The sequence below is a fragment of the Nocardia sp. NPDC050799 genome, from assembly GCF_040654015.1.
Classification (GTDB): Bacteria; Actinomycetota; Actinomycetes; order Mycobacteriales; family Mycobacteriaceae; genus Nocardia.
Window position 1 is genome coordinate 52,285 of record NZ_JBFAHF010000010.1, and the last position, 19,173, is coordinate 71,457.

Annotated in this window: 17 protein-coding genes and 1 tRNA gene; 9 read left to right on the forward strand and 9 right to left on the reverse strand. The window is 67.7% G+C overall.

Annotated elements, in window-relative coordinates; translation table 11 throughout:
* Positions 1–16 precede the first annotated feature (16 nt).
* Both AB0H42_RS12665 and AB0H42_RS12670 read left to right on the forward strand, forming a co-directional pair.
* Positions 17–856 (forward strand): amidohydrolase family protein, encoded by an 840-nt coding sequence (locus tag AB0H42_RS12665; RefSeq protein ID WP_357054111.1) that lies wholly within the window; start codon positions 17–19, stop codon positions 854–856.
* Positions 853–1,293, forward strand: a complete 441-nt coding sequence (locus AB0H42_RS12670) for a PaaI family thioesterase (RefSeq protein WP_357054114.1) — start codon at positions 853–855, stop codon at positions 1,291–1,293. The genes AB0H42_RS12665 and AB0H42_RS12670 overlap by 4 nt, the downstream gene beginning before the upstream one ends.
* 51 nt (positions 1,294–1,344) lie before the next feature.
* Here AB0H42_RS12670 and AB0H42_RS12675 read toward each other — a convergent pair whose 3' ends face one another.
* Positions 1,345–2,178, reverse strand: coding sequence for a sigma-70 family RNA polymerase sigma factor (locus tag AB0H42_RS12675; protein ID WP_357054117.1), 834 nt, complete (start codon positions 2,176–2,178; stop codon positions 1,345–1,347).
* Positions 2,179–2,370: 192 nt separating this feature from the next.
* Between AB0H42_RS12675 and AB0H42_RS12680 the strand changes: the two genes are divergently transcribed.
* From AB0H42_RS12680 to dhaL, 4 genes are all read left to right on the forward strand, one after another.
* Positions 2,371–2,619, forward strand: a complete 249-nt coding sequence (locus AB0H42_RS12680; protein WP_357054120.1) for a hypothetical protein — start codon at positions 2,371–2,373, stop codon at positions 2,617–2,619.
* Positions 2,620–2,645: 26 nt separating this feature from the next.
* Positions 2,646–3,104: a hypothetical protein gene (locus AB0H42_RS12685; RefSeq protein WP_357054123.1), complete on the forward strand. Its 459-nt coding sequence runs from the start codon at positions 2,646–2,648 to the stop codon at positions 3,102–3,104.
* Between the two features lie 326 nt (positions 3,105–3,430).
* Positions 3,431–4,432, forward strand: coding sequence for a dihydroxyacetone kinase subunit DhaK (locus tag AB0H42_RS12690; protein WP_357054126.1), 1,002 nt, complete (start codon positions 3,431–3,433; stop codon positions 4,430–4,432).
* Between the two features lie 10 nt (positions 4,433–4,442).
* Positions 4,443–5,120, forward strand: coding sequence for a dihydroxyacetone kinase subunit DhaL (gene dhaL / locus AB0H42_RS12695; RefSeq protein ID WP_357054129.1), 678 nt, complete (start codon positions 4,443–4,445; stop codon positions 5,118–5,120).
* Positions 5,121–5,600: 480 nt separating this feature from the next.
* Here dhaL and AB0H42_RS12700 read toward each other — a convergent pair whose 3' ends face one another.
* Positions 5,601–7,931 (reverse strand): zeta toxin family protein, encoded by a 2,331-nt coding sequence (locus tag AB0H42_RS12700; RefSeq protein WP_357054132.1) that lies wholly within the window; start codon positions 7,929–7,931, stop codon positions 5,601–5,603.
* A 1,321-nt stretch (positions 7,932–9,252) separates the two neighbouring features.
* On the opposite strand from AB0H42_RS12700, the gene AB0H42_RS12705 reads away from it, so the two are divergent.
* Positions 9,253–9,495, forward strand: coding sequence for a hypothetical protein (locus AB0H42_RS12705; RefSeq protein ID WP_357054135.1), 243 nt, complete (start codon positions 9,253–9,255; stop codon positions 9,493–9,495).
* A 444-nt stretch (positions 9,496–9,939) separates the two neighbouring features.
* Here AB0H42_RS12705 and AB0H42_RS12710 read toward each other — a convergent pair whose 3' ends face one another.
* The 3 genes from AB0H42_RS12710 to AB0H42_RS12720 form a co-directional block, all read right to left on the reverse strand.
* Positions 9,940–10,326: a YbaB/EbfC family nucleoid-associated protein gene (locus AB0H42_RS12710; protein ID WP_357054138.1), complete on the reverse strand. Its 387-nt coding sequence runs from the start codon at positions 10,324–10,326 to the stop codon at positions 9,940–9,942.
* A 283-nt stretch (positions 10,327–10,609) separates the two neighbouring features.
* Entirely contained in the window at positions 10,610–12,286 is a 1,677-nt protein-coding gene (locus AB0H42_RS12715; protein ID WP_357054141.1) for a hypothetical protein, read from the reverse strand.
* Between the two features lie 342 nt (positions 12,287–12,628).
* Positions 12,629–12,701 (reverse strand) — tRNA-Asn (locus AB0H42_RS12720).
* A gap of 198 nt (positions 12,702–12,899) precedes the next feature.
* Between AB0H42_RS12720 and AB0H42_RS12725 the strand changes: the two genes are divergently transcribed.
* A complete protein-coding gene (locus tag AB0H42_RS12725) occupies positions 12,900–13,148 on the forward strand; it encodes a hypothetical protein (protein WP_357054144.1) in 249 nt (82 codons plus the stop codon).
* 5 nt (positions 13,149–13,153) lie between these two features.
* Here the strand turns inward: AB0H42_RS12725 and dnaG are convergent, their stop codons facing one another.
* The 4 genes from dnaG to AB0H42_RS12745 all read right to left on the reverse strand — a co-directional run bounded on the left by dnaG (position 13,154) and on the right by AB0H42_RS12745 (position 17,816).
* Positions 13,154–15,079 (reverse strand): DNA primase, encoded by a 1,926-nt coding sequence (gene dnaG / locus AB0H42_RS12730; protein ID WP_357054147.1) that lies wholly within the window; start codon positions 15,077–15,079, stop codon positions 13,154–13,156.
* 144 nt (positions 15,080–15,223) lie between these two features.
* Positions 15,224–16,480, reverse strand: a complete 1,257-nt coding sequence (locus AB0H42_RS12735) for a deoxyguanosinetriphosphate triphosphohydrolase (protein ID WP_357054522.1) — start codon at positions 16,478–16,480, stop codon at positions 15,224–15,226.
* A 55-nt stretch (positions 16,481–16,535) separates the two neighbouring features.
* Entirely contained in the window at positions 16,536–17,108 is a 573-nt protein-coding gene (locus AB0H42_RS12740) for a YdcF family protein (RefSeq protein WP_357054525.1), read from the reverse strand.
* 225 nt (positions 17,109–17,333) lie between these two features.
* On the reverse strand, positions 17,334–17,816 hold the full coding sequence (locus AB0H42_RS12745) for a hypothetical protein (protein WP_357054150.1): 483 nt from the start codon (positions 17,814–17,816) through the stop codon (positions 17,334–17,336).
* Between the two features lie 453 nt (positions 17,817–18,269).
* On the opposite strand from AB0H42_RS12745, the gene AB0H42_RS12750 reads away from it, so the two are divergent.
* A complete protein-coding gene (locus AB0H42_RS12750) occupies positions 18,270–19,172 on the forward strand; it encodes a cutinase family protein (RefSeq protein WP_357054153.1) in 903 nt (300 codons plus the stop codon).
* Position 19,173: the final 1 nt, after the last annotated feature.

Genomic DNA, 19,173 nt, shown 5'->3' on the forward strand with positions numbered 1-19,173 from the left:
CGGAAGGAGCCCGCCCATGGGCGCGATCGACGTCTGGGCCCAGCAGGTGGGCCCGCGAATGGCCCGTGAGCCCTGGCTGGCCACCCTGCTGCGCTGGACCGCTAAGGACGCCGCGGACATGGCCCCCGGTATCGACCTGACGCTCGCGCGGATGGACGCCGCCGGAGTGGATCTCGCGCTGCTGTCGGCCTGGTACGGGCCCGGCGGCCCGCTGATCACCAACGACGAGGTACGGGCCGCCGTCGAGCACGCGCCCACCAGATTCCGCGGCCTGCTCGGAGTCGACCTCCGCGATCCCGTGCACGCCGCCCGGACCGTGCGCGAATTGGCCGGCGACGTCTTCGTGGGCGTCCGGGTCGTGCCCTGGCTGTGGGAGCTACCGCCGGATCATCGGCTCTACTACCCCGTCTACACCGCGTGCGTCGAGGCGGGCGTACCGCTGTGCACCCAGATCGGGCACACCGGACCGTTGAAGACCTCGGAAACCGGCCGGCCCATCCCGTACCTGGAGCGGGTCCTGCTCGATTTCCCGGATCTGGTGGTGGTGGGTGGTCATGTGGGATTCCCGTGGCTGGACGAAGTCGTCACGCTCACCGTCAAATTCCCGAACTTCTACGTCGACACCTCCGCCTACGCACTCGACCGGCTGCCCGCGGCGTTCCTCGACTACGCCCGGACGCTTGGCCGCCGCCGCATCATGTTCGGGACGAACTGGCCGATGATCGACCCGGTCCGGGCACTACGCGACCTGGCGGGGCTGAGCTGGGACGAGGAACTGCGCGCCGATTTCCTCGCGGGCACCGCCCGACGGGTGTTCCGCCTGCCCGATCCCCCGGACACGGCGGTCCGGGCGTGAACACTGTCGGCCCGCGGATGCGCGCACACATCACGGACAGCTTCGGACGTCAGGGGCTGATGGCACACCTGGGCGCCCGCCTGACCACGATCGAGCCGGGCCACGTCGAGATCACCCTCGAGCACGCACCCACGCTCACCCAGCAGCACGGCTACTTCCACGCCGGCGTCACCGGCGCGATCGCCGATACCGCCGGCGGCTACGCGGCCCTGTCGACCTTCGATACCGCCGACTCGATCCTGACCGTGGACTACAGCATCAATTTGCTCGCTCCCGCGCTCGGCGAGCGGCTGGTCGCGCGGGGGCGGGTGGTGCGCAGCGGGCGGACCATCGCGGTGTGCTCGCTGGATGTCCACGCGCTGGTCGGCGAGCGGTCGACCCATGTGGCGACCGGCCGCCAGACCCTGATCCGCCTGGCGAACCGTCCCGATCGCTGAGCACCGGTCGGATACCGATACAGGTCCGCCCGGCCCAGGATCTCCGCCGGTTCATTCCCGGGACGTGAACGGCCCCGCGACGATCCGGCTCCCGGTGATCGACAGGTCGGCATCGAAATCGCATTCGATCACCGCGCTGGTGAACCGGGCCGATCGCTCGTAGATCTCGGATACATGGCCGGTCAGCCAATGGGCGATGCCCAGGGATCCAACGCCCGTCACACCGGCGATATGAACGATGACCCGGCCGTCGGCCACCTGCCGGGCGAGATAGCCGATATCGATCCGGTTCGTACTGTCGGCACGGAACGGAGAGCCGTATCGGCGCCCGGAAGCTCGGTCGACGAGATACCAGGTGCCGTCGATGTTCTCGAAGCTCAGGGCCTTGTCGGCGGCGGGCAGTCGCTGCGCCACCGGAGCCGCCTCCGGCTCGCAGATCACCACGGCGTCACCGGCCGGGACGTCCTCGGTGTCGGGCTCGATCTCGAATCGCGTGGACGCCATCGACAGGCGGGCCAGGTCGACTTCCACACGCTGCCGGGTCGCCTGGTAACTCACGTCGAAGTGCACATGTTCGCGCTCGTCCTCGTTTTCGACCGGCCGGGGAATCCCGACCGCAACCGGGCCGACCCCGAAGAACGCGCGTTCGGCCGGCGGAGCGCTCGTCCTGATCTGGCTGATTCGGCCTTTCGTCACCCCGAGTAGCCCCGCTATCTCGGTGAAACTGAGGCCGGCCCGATGCGCTTCTTCGATCGCCTCCTTGCGAAGTCTCGCCAGCTCGGCGGCCCGCTGCTGGTAGAGCGTGATCAGTTCAGTGGCCCGCTGACCACGGCGCACCGGGTCCGGCTCGCTACGGACCTCGTCGAACTCGCCGGCTCCATCCACACCGTGCAGTTTAGAGGCACTTGACGGCAAACCCCCAGCGGCCGTATGGTCGTGTTTACACCCCCTTAACCACAATCGGCCCCGCGCGCGGCTGTTGTTTATAAGGGGTAAACAATTGTTTTGAACATGCTCCGCTCTCCCGGCCCGAGATAGACGTCCGCGTTCACTCCATCGAACCTGCGAGGTCAGACCATGCCCGAACAGCGCCCGCCTCTACCCATCCGGACCACCAACCGCGCCATGGCCGCAACTCTGCGACTGTGGCAGATCACCCGATGCACAGACCCCACGGTCCTGGAACGGGTCGCCGCCGGACTGCGTGAGCTACCCGACGAGTGCCCGCGAAACCGTCCCGCACCCGACGCTCTCCCGGCCGAGCTACACCCCGGCGCGACTGCGCCACCCGGGGTCCGGCAGTACCCGGATGCCACCGACGCCTGACAACCACCCAGTGCAGAAAGGCGGATATGCCACAGCAAGGCGAACCGGTGTGCGGCTGCCGCATCGCGCCCTGGATCCACACCGGAATGCTCGTACCGAAATCCGCCCCCGGGCTCTACTACTGCCCGGAGAAGTTGTACTGCCTCCACGGCACCCGGCTCGAGAACGGCCGGGTCGCGGACCATTGGCGCAACGTGCCGGGCGAATGTCCCTGGATAGGAATCGAAGTCGTCGACAGACCGACGTGCGGGTGCGGGCGCGGACCCTGGATCAACCTCCGGTACCTGCGTATTTTCCTCCGCAAGAACCTCATCGGCCCCGTCACCGCCCTCAGCTGTCCGGGCCTGTGCCCGGGGACTCTGGTATCGGTCGACGAGGGACGAATAGTCGACCATCCGCGCGACAACCGCACCCGGTGCCCCTGGTCCGGCACGCGGATCATCCCCATCGGCACTCCCCCGCCGCTGTTCCCGTCGACCCGCTGAGCCCACGCACGCCGGTGCAGCCACGGGGCGGCCGATCGGTCCGACGCCGGTCGCAGATCACTCCCGGCCAGGCGCGGTGGAGGTCACCGCCGCCGTGGTGCCGGCACCGATGGTCGCGGCTTCGGTCGGGAGTTCGAGCTCGGCTCCTGCGCCGGCGATCACCTCGGTATCGGCACACCGCCGGTCGGCCCCGTCACAGGAATATCCACAACCGTTCGACCGAAAGCGCGCGCCCTCGGCGCCGCTTTGTACATACGAGCTGTACGGACCGCGCGGTACGAGCTCAACTAGCATCGGTCGACAGTCGATCGAAGGAGAACGACCTCGTGCGCCGACAGATCCTCAACCAGCCCGAGACAGCTCCCGAGGAAGCACTCGAGGGGCTCGCGCTCACCCATCCGACACTCGTCGGCTACGACCGCACGCGCGGCATCGTCACCCGGGCCACCCCGGCACGCGACAAGGTCGGCCTCGTCGCCGGCGGCGGATCCGGCCACGAACCCTTACACGCCGGCTTCGTCGGCTACGGCATGCTCGACGTGGCCGTACCCGGCGCGGTGTTCGCCAGCCCCACGGCACTGCAGGTGCACGAGGGCACCGTGGCCGCCGACTCCGGGCGGGGCGTCGTGCAGATCGTGAAGAACTACACCGGCGACGTGCTCAACTTCCAGATCGCCGGCGAACTGGCCGGCGACGACAACGCCGTCGCGACCGAAACCGTGCTCGTCGACGACGATCTGGCCACTCAGAGCGCGGACGACGGCGGTCCGGGCCGCCGCGGCACCGCGGCCGTACTCGGGGTCGAGAAACTCTGCGGCGCGAGCGCGGAGGCCGGCGCCGATCTGCACACCGTCGCCGAAGTCGGGCGCCGCGTCGCGCGTAACGCCCGGACGCTCGGCTTCGCGCTCGGCGCCGGTACGCACCCCGGCGAAACCGCGCCCGCGTTCACGCTCAAGCCCGGCGAGGTCGAACTGGGTGTCGGCATCCACGGCGAACGCGGCACCGGCCGGGTGCCGTTCGCCGACGCCGATACGCTGGTATCGCTGCTGGTCGACCCGCTGGTCGCCGAACTAGGACTGTCGCGCGGAGCCACGGTGATCGCCATCGTCAACGGTCTCGGCGGCGCCTATCCCCTCGAACTGTCCATCGCGGCGCGCGCGGTGCACCGGCAGCTCACCGGACGCGGTATCACCGTCGCCCGCTCACTGGCCGGTAGCTATGTCACCTCGCTCGATATGGTCGGGGTCTCGCTCACCCTGCTGCCCGCCGACGCCGATCTGCTTCCGCTCTGGGACGCGCCCGTGCGCACCCCGGCCTTGACCTGGTGAAGGAGCCTTCATGAACAACGAAGCACTACCCGCGGGATTCGGGCAGCGTTGGGTGCACACCATGTTCGACGCCTTCCTCGACCGCACCGAAGCGCTCGCCGATCTCGACCGCCGCGCCGGTGACGGCGATTTCGGCGCCAATATCGCCGCCGCCCTCCGCCGCGCCCGTGAGAACATCGACACCGCCGGCCCCACCTCCTACGCGGACTGGCTGACCGCGGTATCCCGCGGTTTCCTCGGCACCGGTGGCACCAGCGGGCCGCTCTTCGGCATGTTCTTCCGCGAACTCGCCCGGTGCACAACCGGTTCCGAACCCACCCTGGCGGACTTCTCCCAGGGCCTGACCGCGGGTGTGTCCACCGTGCAGCGATACGGGAAAGCCGAAGTCGGGCACAAGACCATGGTCGACGCGCTCGCACCGGCCGCCGAAACCCTCGCCGCCCTCGTCGCCGACAGCAACCCCGCCGCGGCCCTCATCGCCACCGCCGACGCCGCGGTGACGGGCGCGGCCGGCACCGTATCCCTGGTGGCCAAACGCGGCCGGGCCAGCTACGTCGGCGAGGTCGCGCGTGGCGTGCTCGACCCGGGCGCGGCCGCCGCCGCCCTGATCCTGCAGGCCGCCGCCGCGGCCTGCGAAGAGCCGCCGGGCGATATCGATACCGAGTGGCTCAACAGCGCGACCGCCTGAACCATCCGGACGATACGGACGATCGGACTCGGCGCCGAAGGAATACCCGGGCGAGCAGGAGCGCCGCCCTGGATGGGTACGCGTCGGGAAAGTAGTCGGAAAATGGTGGATTCTGCCTGCTCAGCCAGGGAAATTAATAATCCCTCTACCGGTCGATACCGGTAGAGGGATTATTTATGCTCCCCCAACTGGACTCGAACCAGTAACCTGCCGTTACGAGCCCCGCCGATGTCCTGGTCGACCCCGAATACCGGTGAGCATTTCCGCTTATGGGGTCGAGTAGGAACACACACAACGTATCGATGCACCCTGCGGGTTCGCCTACGAAGCATCGAAACCGCCGAACTCGCCGCGGCCTCAGGTCCCACACCCCAAGCCGTCATACATGGTCCCCGAGCCGACCGAACGCCGGCGTCCCGAGCGGCAGGGCACCACCCGAGCCCGGCGAGAAGCCGAGCAGCGCAACGACACGCGCGCCGGTCACGGCGGCGCCGGCCAGGACAACTTGGGCTCCGCAAGGACTCGTAGCCCGTCGATCTCGTCCACCAGTGGCGTCCAGCGGGCAGGGTCCTGATCTACCCTCCAGTCCACGAGCTCACTCAACCTGGCGATTCGGTCCTCGAATGCCCGGCACTCTTCTCTGGTCCACTCCCGATTTCTTTCGTCTTCCAATGTCGCCCGAGCACGCGGCGGGTCGTGCCACTGCCCATCCGAGGTCCGATGGTTTTCGTAGAGGAGGTCGGTGCGGGTACGAATTCGCAATGAATCAACCGAAATCGGCATTTCCGATTCGACCAGTCGGACCAGCTCCGAAGAGCCGAGATACAGACGGTCGTGAGTCCGACGTGTGACATAGCGGCCGAATCCATCGGTTTCACGACCGTTCACAAAGCGTTCCAACCGAGCCAGGTCACTCTGCTCCCTCGGTAGAGCTATTACTTCCATAATTGTCCGGCTGCGGCTTTCTCCTATATGTTGAATTCGAGCGAGCGTACCCCGGGGATCGGAATTACCACCTTCCATTATGAGATTGTACGGCCGCGGTACAAGAAAACCCTCGAGCATGTCGCGAAATTTCCGAGCCGTCGGATACAGGTAATCGTGCGCCGTGAAATCATTTTCCTGATATAGGCGTGAATATGCCGGATGAAATTTTTCCAGCTCGTCGGCTTGGATCAATGCCGCACCACCCTGTTCGGACAGTTCTTCGCGAATCCTGTCCACCAGTGTCGATTTTCCGGCACCGGGCTGCCCGCCGACCACATACAGTACAGGCTCTTCCATCTGTTTCAGGGAGCGCATCGGCCGGTCGGTAAGGAGCGCCGGCGCTATTTTCTCGTCGAAAATCGACTGGATTCGCCGATCACGTAGCTCGAACTCTTCGACGGAGGGCAGCAGCTCGGGCTCCGTCATCGCATAGTGAGCACGGCTGTGCGAGTGCGGACCCCGTCCCGGATCGCCGGTACCGTTGTTCGCCGGGCGGGAAGCATTTGCTGCTGTATTCGCGACCGCCCCCGGACGGTCGGATGGATGAACTTCCCCGCCGGCCGCGGGGCCCTCGCGTGGTTCGGGCAGTTTCTCACCGATATTTCCAGCGGAAAGCGGAGCGGCTCGCGCCGGACCTTCCGGCGCGGGGATGCCGAACAGGTCGAAAACCGCTTCATACAGATCTGCGACCGTACTGTCCGGTGCCCGGAAGACCGCCGCGTCCACCACTGACATTCCGACCATCTGCATTCCCCACACGGTTTCGTAGAGAGAATGATGTTGTGGTAGCAGGAGCGACAGAATTGCTCCGGCGAGATCGTGTTGCGAAACGCCCGGCGGCATGATCCAGTCGAATCGCGCCGCTATTCTCGCCGCAGTTCCCGAAACCCCGGACCCCACGGGAACTCCACGCTCGACCGCGGTCTGCCGGAACCACTCGCTGTCCTTCTCGAAGTCGAACCGTGCCGCACCCGGCCGCCACGGCAGCGGAACTGCGAACTGGTGCGGGTCGAGTCGCAATGCGGTGGCGGCGTCCACTGTTCCGTCCTCGTGGTATGCCAAAACGCCGTCCACTACAGCGTGGCCTGATTCATCTCGCATCCGGCGACCGTGCTCGTCGTACCGGTAGAGCGGGAGGACGTAACGAAATGCGCGGTCCTCGGCGGCAAGCCGCGCTTCGAGCGATTTCACATCGACTCGGCCCCGATTGTCACGCGGTAACGGCAGCTGTGGGTCGAGCCGGGTCTTCCGGAGCACGACCAGGTCGCCGGGAATCGCTTCCAATTCCCGGATGGACAACGGCATACCGAGCAGACTCCAGTCCTGGACGGTCAGGCTCCGGCGTACTTGATCCGGTATTTCACGTGGCGTTCTGATCGCGCCGCTGCGGACGATCTCCTCCCGGAGCATGTGATACCCGGGATCGCTCATGGCATGGCCTGACGTGCGGAGTTCTCGTGCGAAGATCGCCGCGCCCGGGTCGCCGCCGGTGATCGATTCACGCACTCGGCCCAGCGCTTCGACGTTCAGTCCTAGCCGCTGTGCTTGTTGCGCCCAGTCCGGCTGGTTGAGCAATCCGGCCAGACCGTCGTCCAGAGTCGTGCCCGAAGGGTCGGCGATTTCCCGGCTTCGCCACATCGCATTCTGCACAGCGGACATCAGCTCACGCAGGTTGCCGTCTCGCCGCAACTCGTCCAACGGCACCGAACGTAAGACCATTCCTCCCGAAATCGTCTCCTCGGGCGTGTAGAAGGCATTGTCGATCTGCTCCCGAGTCGCTTGCGGATGGAGGGCGGAAAGGACCGCGCGCAACCGATCTATCACGGCGATTACGGCTTGCCTGGTCTCCGGCCGGTGATAGAGCACTCGGGCCAATTCGGACTCGTCCTGGACCCGCCGCTGCCGCCACCCTCGCCCGGCCGCCGGTGCGGAGGATCCCGGTTCCAGTGGGTTGCGCGGCGATCGCCAGGGTGAGGGGCTGTGTTCCGGCGTGGGGAGCGCTGGTGGGGTGAGGTGTTCGGTGGTGCGTGTCCACGGAATGTTCTTTTGTGGTTCGGACCGGTTGTGGGCGTCAGCGGAAAACGGTGTGGCCGAGGTTTCGACGGGTGGATCGGATGAGGTGGGAACGGTGAGGCGGCCGGGGTCGGCGGCAGTCACCGCGATGTCGGCCTCGACCGGTATGTGGATGCCGGCGACGTTGCCGGTGGTGTGGGTTGCCGAGTCGGTGACAGGGGCCGGTGGGTCCGTGGCCGAGCCGTCGGATACCGGAACCGCGGTGATGAAGGATGCGGCGTCGTCGTCGCCGACGGGGCCGGTCGAGTACCGACTGCCGGTGGCGGAGAGCTCCGCCGGAGCATCGTGCGTGGTGGGGCGGGGGTGTGAGTCGATTCCGGTATAGGCGGTGGTGCCGGCTTCCGCCGTGACGTCGAGGTCAGCGGGGTCCGGGCGCGGAGCTGTTGCTGCTCTGTCGCTGGGTGGAAGGTCATCGGTTGGTGCCGCAGCCGGATCAAGATCGGTCGCGGGTTCCGTTACCCCGACGAACGGTTCGGCAACAGGCTTCACCGAACGCGCCGGACCGGCCGACGACCTGTCGGCGAGAGGGGATGAAGAGTGCGCAGAAGTGGTCGTGGCAGCACCGGGCGGGTGGGCGCGACCGGACGGATCCGACGCGCGCGAGTTCATGTCACGAGTGAATATCTCTGCCAGGTCGATCGGTTTCGGAGACCCGGCGGGGCTGCCGAGCAATCCGGCCGATGGATGCGTTGGGACAACCGAATGGCCGACAGTGTGTACACCCCCGGACAGCAAACCCTCCAAAGCGCCGCTGACCGCACCCAGATAGAACTCCGACCCATCGGGCATCGTGAGGTTTCCGCTGTACCCACTCGCGGCGACCGCGCCCCCCAGCGTGCCCGTCACCCCACCGGCTACCCCGGCCGCACCACCGGCCAACAGCATCGCCACCGCCCCGGCGCCCCGGGTCCCGGTCGCCTGCAATCGCGCCAACGCCCCCGCCAACGGCCGCGTGTACAGCACTCCCGCACCCAGACCGCCGGCCGCGCCCCCGGCGCCGGACACCGTGACTGTTTCCCAGTCGATCCTGTCCCGATCCCCTCGGTGCCGCTGCCACACCTGCGCACCCCAGGTGACGCCACCGCCGAGTACCCCACCCACCACGATTCCCTGGCCGATCAATGCCGCACGCGATGCCGACAACCGGGCACACAGCGCCATCACCGACTCGATCAACTGCACCCACGCCAGTTGCCACCCTTTCCGCGCGGCCGCCCGCACCCCGGCGGCCGCGACCATCCCGCCCGCGGGCATCGCCAGCGACGCCAGCAACTCCACCACCAGCGCCGAACCCATGACAATCCAGGTGAACTGACCCAGTTCGATAGCGTTGGCCGTCTCGCGGCACTCCACTGCCTTGCTCTCGCAATACACAGCCAAATCCCGTTTCCGGGCCGCTGACCCGTCCAGAACCCGCTGCGCCTCGACCGCCGTGTCACCGGTCAAACACCGCGGCACCGACGATGCCACGCTTTCGAGCCCCTCGGCCTCCGACAGACACCTTCGTGCCGCCCGCTCCCAGGCATCGCCCCCCGTTCGTAACGCCTCCGGGTCACCTCGCGGAAACGGGCCCAGTACCGGCTCGCACACCCCCAACGGAAAGCCATCCGGCAGAGCGACCAACAAACTCACCTCGACATGACCATCGACCCGACAACAGACTCGACACCGGTAGGGCACAAGGTCTCACATCTCACCCCGGCCACCTGTCACCGAGAAACCCCCGGTCCCTCCCGAAAGCGGCGGCTGCATGTCCCGCTCACAGACTCGGGGTCCCCGGAAAGAGCTCGGATAAATCGGGCATACCGCCGGCAAGGCCGGCCAGCGGCGCCGCCACGGCAGCAGCCTGTTCCTTCGCCAGCCGGGCGGCCTCACGCGCGGTATCGGTGAGCAGCCCACTCAGCTGTCCGGCAGTACCGCGCATAGCCGCCGGGGTCACGCAGACCTCGAGTACCGCCCCGGTGGAATCCACGGTCACCTGCACCGAGCCGTCGGATGTGGTGGCCCGAACCCGCAGGTCGACCAACTGCTGGTGCACCTCGCCGACCTGTGTCTGCTGCTGCTCGTAGGCATCCAGCAATTCGTGCATCCGCGAGCGCATATCACGCGTGGCCGAGCCGAAGTCTTCGAAGTGGTTCCGGTCCATATCTACATCCATTCGAGCCGGATCGGCATCGGCGCGTCGTCCCGGAAAGACATACGCCGCTGAGGATTCCCGGGCCCATCCGTACGAGACACGATCTACTTCCACCTATAAGAGGTATTAGAGGTTAATGAAGGGGCGCGGATGACGAAATGTCCCGACACACCATAATTCGGACGGCCGTTGGTGCTTTGTGCACACCCCGGTGTCCGAGGTGTGGCGATCGACGACCGGACGAATCGACTCTTCCGCTCAGGCGATGTCGAATCGCACCGGTGGCCCCATGTCAGGTTCCCCGCCGCGCGGTGTCCGTCAGCAGCCGGTGCAGTGCTACAGCCGGCGCGCTTGCCCGGTCCGCGCACAACTCGACCTCCGTGAACGCCTCGACCAATGCGGCGGCCGGGTCGAAGCGTGTGGCAGGGGAACATCCACTGAGCTGGTCGCGCCAGTGCCGGTAGCCACTCGCTATCCGGCCGAGCCGATCGCGAGCGTGCTCAGGGCCGGCGATTCGCAGGTATTCGGCGATCAGCGTGCGCTGAGCCAGCGGTTGTGCCGCGTAGTGGCCCTCGGCAGCCAACGCGCGGCCGAGTTCCCGGACCAGGTTCGCGTAGAGCGGGCGTTCCGTGGAACCGGGCGCCGGTCGGCGGCCGCTGGTCGCCACCTCGACGGATGCGACCCGGGTGCCGGGGTCGGTGGTCGCGGCCCGGTCGAGCACTATATGCGCCGCTCTGATTTCCGGTTGATCGGCTGTGGTGACGACCGGCCATTCCAGCCGGGCGGGCAGCGCACCGCCCAAATCGGCGATTTCCAGCCCCCGCAGGTCGATGTTGTGATGCCGTTCCAGCACCCGGTCGACGGCTGCGGCGATCTCACGTGCGGTCGGTTCGTCCAGTCCAGCGGTGTCGAATCCGATGATCCGGAGTCCATACCGGGCCCCCAACTCGTCGATTATGCGCATCACGGCCGCACCTGTGACCGGTTGTGGAGCCACTTGCTCCTGCGGGGGGCTCGCCTTGCGCGGCTTCGGTGTGACGGCCACGAGCCGCTGATCGGGCTTGCGCCCGTCCCCGCGTCCCGGTGAGGCACCGCGAGGCGCGCCGCCCGGGCGGTCGGGTGGATCGGCCCGAGGTGTGCTGCCCTGCTGATTCGGTGCGGAAATATTCGGTCGGGAAGCCGGGGCACGGCGGCCTTCGATAGGTGCCTGCGCGACCGGCGTGTGCCCGGACCACGGGGAGCGGGCAGAACTGCGGGCTCCGGGTGCGGACCGCTCGGCACCGCGGAGTGTCTGTCCCGGCAGGGTTTCCGTGCGGACGGGGCCGGTCGCGGATCGGGTGGGAACCGCCGGTCCGGTTGGTGGGCGGCTCCCGTCGGGGCGGTCGTCTACCGGCCCGGGTGAAGTATCGATCGCGGATTCACGCGCGCCGGTCGCGGGTCGCGTCCAGGGGTCGGACGTACTGGATTCCACCGCATCATCGACCCCGGGTGTCGCGGCGGTAGCCGCTGTCGGCGTCCCCCGGTCCAGGTCGTACCCGCTGGTCCGGGCAGGAGTACGCGTGGGACGAATACGTGCTGGAGGGCCGACCTGGTTGGTGGGCGGCCACGCGCCGGTGTCCGGGAAAGGGGGCTCCGACAGCGCGGCCGCGTCGCGCACGAATCCCGCACCGGCATTGTCCAGGTCTTCGAAAGCCGAGAGGGCTTCGGTGAACAGGGCACCCATCTCGCGGAGGGCGCCGGCACTGTTCTCCAGTGCGCCGACACCCTCGTCGGCGCTCGGCAGGTAGTACTCCGCGAACGCCCGGCCCATCTCGTCATCGCCCCAACTTGCGGTGGTTTCGTTCATTCCGGCGGCGGCGAGCGCGTCCTGAAGGTCGCGAGCGGTGCGGGCCGCCCTCTCGGCGATACCACGCAGTTCTCCGGTCAAGGCGCGCACACCGTCCGGATCGATATGAAACGACTCGCTCACATTCGCCTCCGCCGGAATTCACGACGTGTCCGTCACATCTTGCCCCGCCGCTCTCAGACAGGAAAACGGGCGCCGTGACCGTGGCGGCGTGTTCGCGCGACGGCGAATTTCCCTTCGCCGCTGCGGGTCCGGAAGGTCGCGCCGATCAACTGGATCCGGTCGTGGCGAGCAGCATCTCTGGGTTCTCCGCTCTCCGGAGCGGGAGCCCTCAGCGAGATAACACGCGTGGGCCGAATCTGTGGTGACGGCGGATTCGACGCGGAAACTTCGGTGTATTTTTGGTGATCAGTCGAAAAGAACAGCAGGTCAAGCTTGACTATTGGGCTCGACCTGCTGTTTATGCTCCCCCAACTGGACTCGAACCAGTAACCTGCCGATTAACAGTCGGCTGCTCTGCCAATTGAGCTATAGGGGAATGCTGGGTGGCCTCGCCCGTACCGGGCTGACCGAGAGGAAACTTTAGCGTATGGGTGGGTGCGCGCCCAAATCGCCGGGTCGAGCCGGGTTGAGAGCCGAAACCGGGCCCGACCGGCCGTGGGGACCGGATCGACAGGTGTCGGTGCCGTCGGGCAGGATGGGTCGGCACGGACTACTGGGAGGAGCTCCACCCACAATGTTGCGGTTGATCATCGGTATCGCTGCCGGTTATGTGCTGGGCAGTAAGGCCGGGCGGGCACGCTATGAGCAGATCAGCGCGAGTGCCCGCGCGGTCGCGGGGAGCCCGGTGACGCGCAAGCTGGTGCAGGTGAGCAGACAGAGGCTGTCGGACAAGTTGAGCACCCAGCCGAAACTGGAGCCGATGGAGCCGCTGGACGAGCGCACCACCGTGCTGGTTCCGCACGATCAGTTACGGCGGCGATAGCCGGCTCAGGCGGCGCCGAATTCGCTGGTGCCCATGGCCTGTTCCAGCAGACTCTTCCGGTACTGCTCGAGGGCGACGAGGTCGGCGAACAGCGCCATATAGGTCTCCGGTTCGTCGACGGAGGAGACACGGTGCAGCCGTGACTTGAGTTCGGCGATCTGCCGTCCGACCAGGGCGGCCTGGGCGTTGGCGAGAACCCCGGTGATGAACCGGGGGATATCGCCGGTGGTCTTCACCGGCAGCGGTTCGCTGGCGAGTTCGGAGACCAGGGCGCGCAGCGTGAGGTCGTCGGTGCGGTCGCTGATCACGCTCACCCAGTCCGCACCCGAGAGGCCCGCCGACACTCCCCCGGCTTCGGCCATGAGCGTGCGGACGGCGATATAGGCGGGGTGGGTGAAGGCGTCGGCTTCGAGGGCATCGAACGCCGGACCGGCGATCTCGGGGTACTGCAGGCCGGCGGTGAGGGCCTGACGCTGGGAACGCAGTGCCGGGTCCCGGGGGTCGGGGCGGGCGGCGGGCGGCGTGGAACCGGATTGCTCGCCCCGGGGCGCACGAGTGGGCTGAGCGGCCGCCGCGCCGCGCAACTTGCGGGCCTCCTCGTCGACCCGGCGGTACACCAGCTGCGGGTCCTGCCAGCCGGTCCATTCGGCGAGCTGGGTCGCATAGCGTTTGCGCAGGCCGTGGTCCTTGATTTGAGCGACGATGGGGACCGCCCAGCGCATCACCTCGACCTGGCTGTCATAGGTGAGGGCCCGGGTGCGGCTGTCCTCGCGTTTGGCGATCTCCTGGCGCAGCGCGAAATCGAATAGCGGTTCGCGGCGGGCGACCATATCGCGCAGGGCGGCGTCACCGGAATGCTGACGCATCTCACAGGGGTCCTGGCCGTCGGGCGAGACCACGACGTAGGTCTGTCCGGCCACTTTATGGTCACCCAGGAACGCCTTGAGGGCGGCGGCCTGACCGGCGGCGTCGCCGTCGAAGGTGAAGATGATCTCCCCGCGCCAGAAATTGTCGTCCATGAGCAGGCGGCGCAGGATCGCGAGGTGATCGTCGCCGAAGGCGGTGCCGCAGGCGGCGACGGCGGTTTTCACCCCGGCCAGATGCATGGCCATCACATCGGTGTAGCCCTCGACGACCACGGCCTGATGGCCCTTGGCGATCTCGCGTTTGGCGTGGTCGAGACCGAACAGCACCTGGGATTTCTTGTACAGCAGGGTTTCCGGCGTATTGACGTATTTGCCGGGCATGGTGTCGTCTTCGAAGAGCTTGCGGGCGCCGAACCCGATCACATCGCCACCGAGATTGCGGATCGGCCACAGCAGCCGCCGATGGAACCGGTCGATCGGGCCGCGCCGGCCCTGCCGGGACAGACCGGCCGCCTCGAGTTCCTTGAAATCGAAGCCCCGGTTCAGCAGGTGCTTGGTGAGGGTGTCCCAGCCGTCGGGGGCGTAGCCGCAGCCGAACTGGGTCCAGGCGGCCTCGTCGAAGTTACGGTCGGTGAGGTACTTGCGGGCGACCGTGGCGTCGGGGCCGCGCAGCCGTTCAGCATAGAACTCGTGGGCGGCGGCGTTGGCGGCCACCAGCCGGGACCGGGTGCCGCGGTCGCGCTGGACCGATGTCCCGCCGCCCTCGTAGTTGATCCGGTAGCCGATCCGGTCGGCCATCTGCTCGACGGCTTCCACGAAACCGATGTGCTCGATCTTCTGCACGAAGGCATACACATCGCCGCCCTCATTGCATCCGAAACAGTGGAAGAGGCCATGGTTGGGCCGTACATGGAACGACGGGGACTTCTCGTCGTGGAACGGGCACAGCCCCTTCATCGAGTCCGCGCCGCCCCGTTTGAGCGCCACGTACTCGCCCACCACATCCTCGATCCGGACGCGCTCCCGAATGGCGGTGATATCGCGAGCAGGTATTCGTCCGGTCACGGAGTCGAGTCTAGGTGAGCGGGTACATGCCGGAACCCGAGCACCCCGACCGCGCGTGCGCCCTGGCTTCGGGGCGGCCGGGAGGAGGAGCCGCAGCGACCGGCCGGCGGGAGGCCCGGGGCGGGGGCAGCGGTGAGCACCGTCTCAATCCAGGGTGGCGGCGATCCGCTCCAGGCGGCTCTCGGTGTAGGAGGCGATCTGGTCGACGATCACCCGGACCCGGGCACTGTGGTCGGCGGCGGTCTCCCACCAGGGCAGCAGCAGCGGATCGAGCGCGGCGGGGCCGGTGGCGAGCAGGTGTTCGGCGACGGCGGTGAGGCGGGCGCGCTGCTCGGCCTGGCGCAACTTGTGGTCGGGATCGGACATGACGTAGCGCAGCGCGACGGTCTTGAGGACGGCGACCTCGGCGGCGGCCACCGGCGGCACCACCAGATCGGCGGAGTAGCGGGCGAGCGGTCCGGGATGGGCCGCGCGTGTCGCCACGACCGCCGCGTTGGCGAATCGGCCGACGAGTTCACTGGTGAGCCGTTTCAAGGCGACCGAACTGGTGAGGGTGCCGTCGTAGACGAACACATCCGCGACGACCGGCAGTTCGGACAGCCGCTGCGCGGCGGCCACCAGATCGTCGACCGAGAGGTCGCGATGCTGCACATGTCCCAGCTCGGCCAGCGCGACCCGCTCCACCGGATCGGCCAGGGCGCGCAGGTCGATCCGGCCGGCGATGATGCCGTCCTCCACGTCGTGCACCGAGTAGGCCACATCATCGGACCAGTCCATCACCTGGCATTCCAGCGCCGGTCGCCGATCCGGGGCGCCCTTGCGGACCCAGGACAACCGGTCGGCGTCCGCCTCGTAGGCGCCGAATTTGCCGCCCGCCTCGGTACGATGCCACGGATATTTGATCGCGGCGTCGAGCGCGGCGCGGGTGAGGTTGAGCCCGACACTGCCACCGTAGGAGTCGAGGACCTTCGGTTCGAGCCGGGTGAGGATCCGCAGATTCTGGGCGTTGCCCTCGAATCCGCCGAAATCGGTGGCGAATATATCCAGCGCTTTCTCGCCGTTGTGACCGTAGGGCGGGTGGCCGATATCGTGCGCCAGACCCGCGAGCTCGGCCAGGTCGGGGTCGCAGCCGAGACCGTCGGCGATACCGCGGCCGATCTGCGCGACCTCCAGCGAATGCGTGAGCCGGGTGCGCGGCGTGTCACCGTCGCGGGGACCCATCACCTGGGTCTTGTCGGCGAGGCGGCGCAGCGCGGCCGAATGCAGCACGCGCGCGCGGTCGCGCGCGAATTCGGTGCGGTGCCCGTTTCCGTGGGCTCCGGCACCGGCGAGGCCGGCCGTTTTGGGCGCCTCACCGACCAGGCGTTCGCGGTCGTGCTCGGTGTAGATCACCGCACCCAGTCTGCCATCGGGCAGTGACCGGCCGGGAGGCCCGGCGGCACCGGCGGGTGAGGTTTCACTGCCCGGCGGTGTAGTTGAAATCCGCCGAGAAATGGGTGAGCTGATACCAGAGCAGGGCGGCGGTCTCCCGGGCGATACCGTGCGCCTGCGATTCCCGGGTGTACACCGCGGGACCGGTGCGGGTGGGTGCGGTCCAGGCGTCGAGCCCGGCGTCGCGGGCCATGGTGCGGGTCCGCAGCGAATGCCACGGATCGCTGACCAGCACCGCGGAACCGAGTCCGCGTTCCTGCATCGTGGCGGCCACGGCCTCCACACTGCGCAGCGTGTCCGAACCGGTCTCCACGGCGAGGATGGCGCTCTCCGGGACGCCCGCATCCATCAGGTACATCTTTCCCGAGGCGGCCTCGGTGTACAGATCACCCTCCTGTTTGCCACCGACCGTGATGACCAGGTCCGACACCCCCTGCTCGTACAGGCTCGCCGCCTGGTAGAGGCGCGCCTCGAACACCGACGACGGTGTCCCGGAATACTGCGCGGCGCCCAGCACCACAATGGCGTCGGCAGGTGTGTAGTCCTCGATCCGCGCCACCTGCCACACCCGCACGGCGGTACCGCCCACCAGGATCATTCCCACCACCAAGGCACCGCCGAGCAGCCGCCCGGCCCAGCGCAATATCCCGGCACCGATCCCGCGCGCAGCACCGGAATCGGCACGCGAATCCGGTCGTGTACGCACTGGCGTCCAAGTCACGCCTCAAGTCTGCCAGGCAGGTTCCGGGCCCCGGACACCGCGCGAGCACAGGCCCCCACCCCGCCGTAACGCAAGAATTCGAGGTTTGTGCTGGTCACGGAGTTACGAAAGGGGAGGCGCCGCCGCCGGGGACGTGAGATGGAGCGCGTGGGCATCTGTTCCCCGGCCGGACGGGCCCTTCTTGTGGCCCGAATCGTTATCAGCGACCCTCCCGCCGCGGGAAGAAACCCGTTTCACAGTGCCGCACCCGGCCGCGCGCAGTGACTCCGCCACGGCCCGGAAACCGTAGTCGAGCATCGCTTCCCCGTACGCACGCACCGCCTCGCGCAGTTCCCCGGGCCGCTCGGTGAGCCGGCGGCACAACTCGGCGGCATCCCGCAACGCGACCGCGGCACTGTTGCCCACCGGGATCATGGTGTGGATCGCGTCCCCCAGCAGGGTGACCGGGCCGGTTTCCCGGTGTGGTAGGGGTTTCGCGGTCCGGACCGTCGTACTGTGCTGGTCTCCATCATCGACGAGTTGGAAAGACACGGCCTGGCCGGGCGCCGCCGCGGCGAACGTGACCGCCGCAGCTACGCCGTGCACCTCACCCCCAGCGGCCGCGAACGGCTCGCCGACGCGGAGACCACCACCGACCGGGTTAGGCCGGCGGCCGGCTCGATCACGTACGGGATCGCCGGAACCTGCACGACCTACTCGTTCGATTCCTCGAGCACACCGCGGCTACGGAGAGCGCGGCACACCGGCCGGAGCACCGAAACCGCCGTGAGCGGGCGAATTTCGCGGTACCGCGCCGCCACACAGTGAATATCCCGTTGATCAGGGCCGAACACCGGTAGATTCAACTTTCGGAACGGGCGCCGATGTGCTTGGCTGTCCCTCGGCGAGATCTGAAGTGCCTCTGATCCATCCATGGGGGTCGACGAACTCGCACCACACGTCACGCCACAACGGCGTGGCATGCCCGTCGACTGTTTTGGGAATCCTGGGAACAGGTGAACGGCCCGTGGCCGTCTCGGTGAGCACATGGAGCACACGATGTTTTCTCGTTGGAAGAGCGCCACCGCCGGTATGGCGGTAACCCTCGCGTCGGTCCTCGCGCCCGCTGTGGCCACGACCGCCCAGGCGGCGCCCGCGAACTGCCCCGACCTGTACGTGGTCGCGATCCCGGGCACCTGGGAGACGTCGAAGGACGACCCCGGCAAGGGAATGCTCGCCCTGGCCGCCGACGGACTGCCGGGCAACGCCCACACCGATTACGTCGCCTACACCGCCACCGCCTTCCCCTGGGAAGGCGAGGTCTACGGTCGCTCCAAGAACGAGGCGATCTCCGGAGCCCGCGGACTGATCTCCGATGTGGCACGACGCTGCGGCAACACCCGATTCGCGCTGCTCGGCTACAGCCAGGGCGCCGACGCCGCCGGTGACCTCGCCTCCGAGATCGGCACCGGACTCGGAGTGGTCCCGCCGGACCGGGTGGGCCTGGTCGGCCTGATCGCCGACCCGCGCCGCTCCCCCCTCGACAATCTCATCGGCCCACCGGTCCAGGGCGCCGGCGCCGGCGGCCCCCGGTTGACCGGTTTCGGCTGGTTGAGCAACCGCACCTACACCTTCTGCGCCGTCGGCGACCTGTACTGCTCGACCCCCGACGGCGATTTCGCCGCCCGGATCGCCGGATTCTTCGCCCAGGTCTCCAACGCCGACCCCACCCAGCTCGGCAACTACCAGACCCTCGGCATGCAGCTGCTCAACGACGCCCTCGCCGCCGGCGGTCTGGGCCTGCTGCACGACCAGCTCAACGGCACCGCCTACGAGGAGCGCAAAAAGCAGGTCGACGACTTCGTGCAATCCGGTATTCACCAGAGCTACCCGAGCTACCAGGTGGCCGGCGGGGTCACCACGCTGAACTGGCTGCGGCAGAAGCTGGTCGAACTGTCCTGAG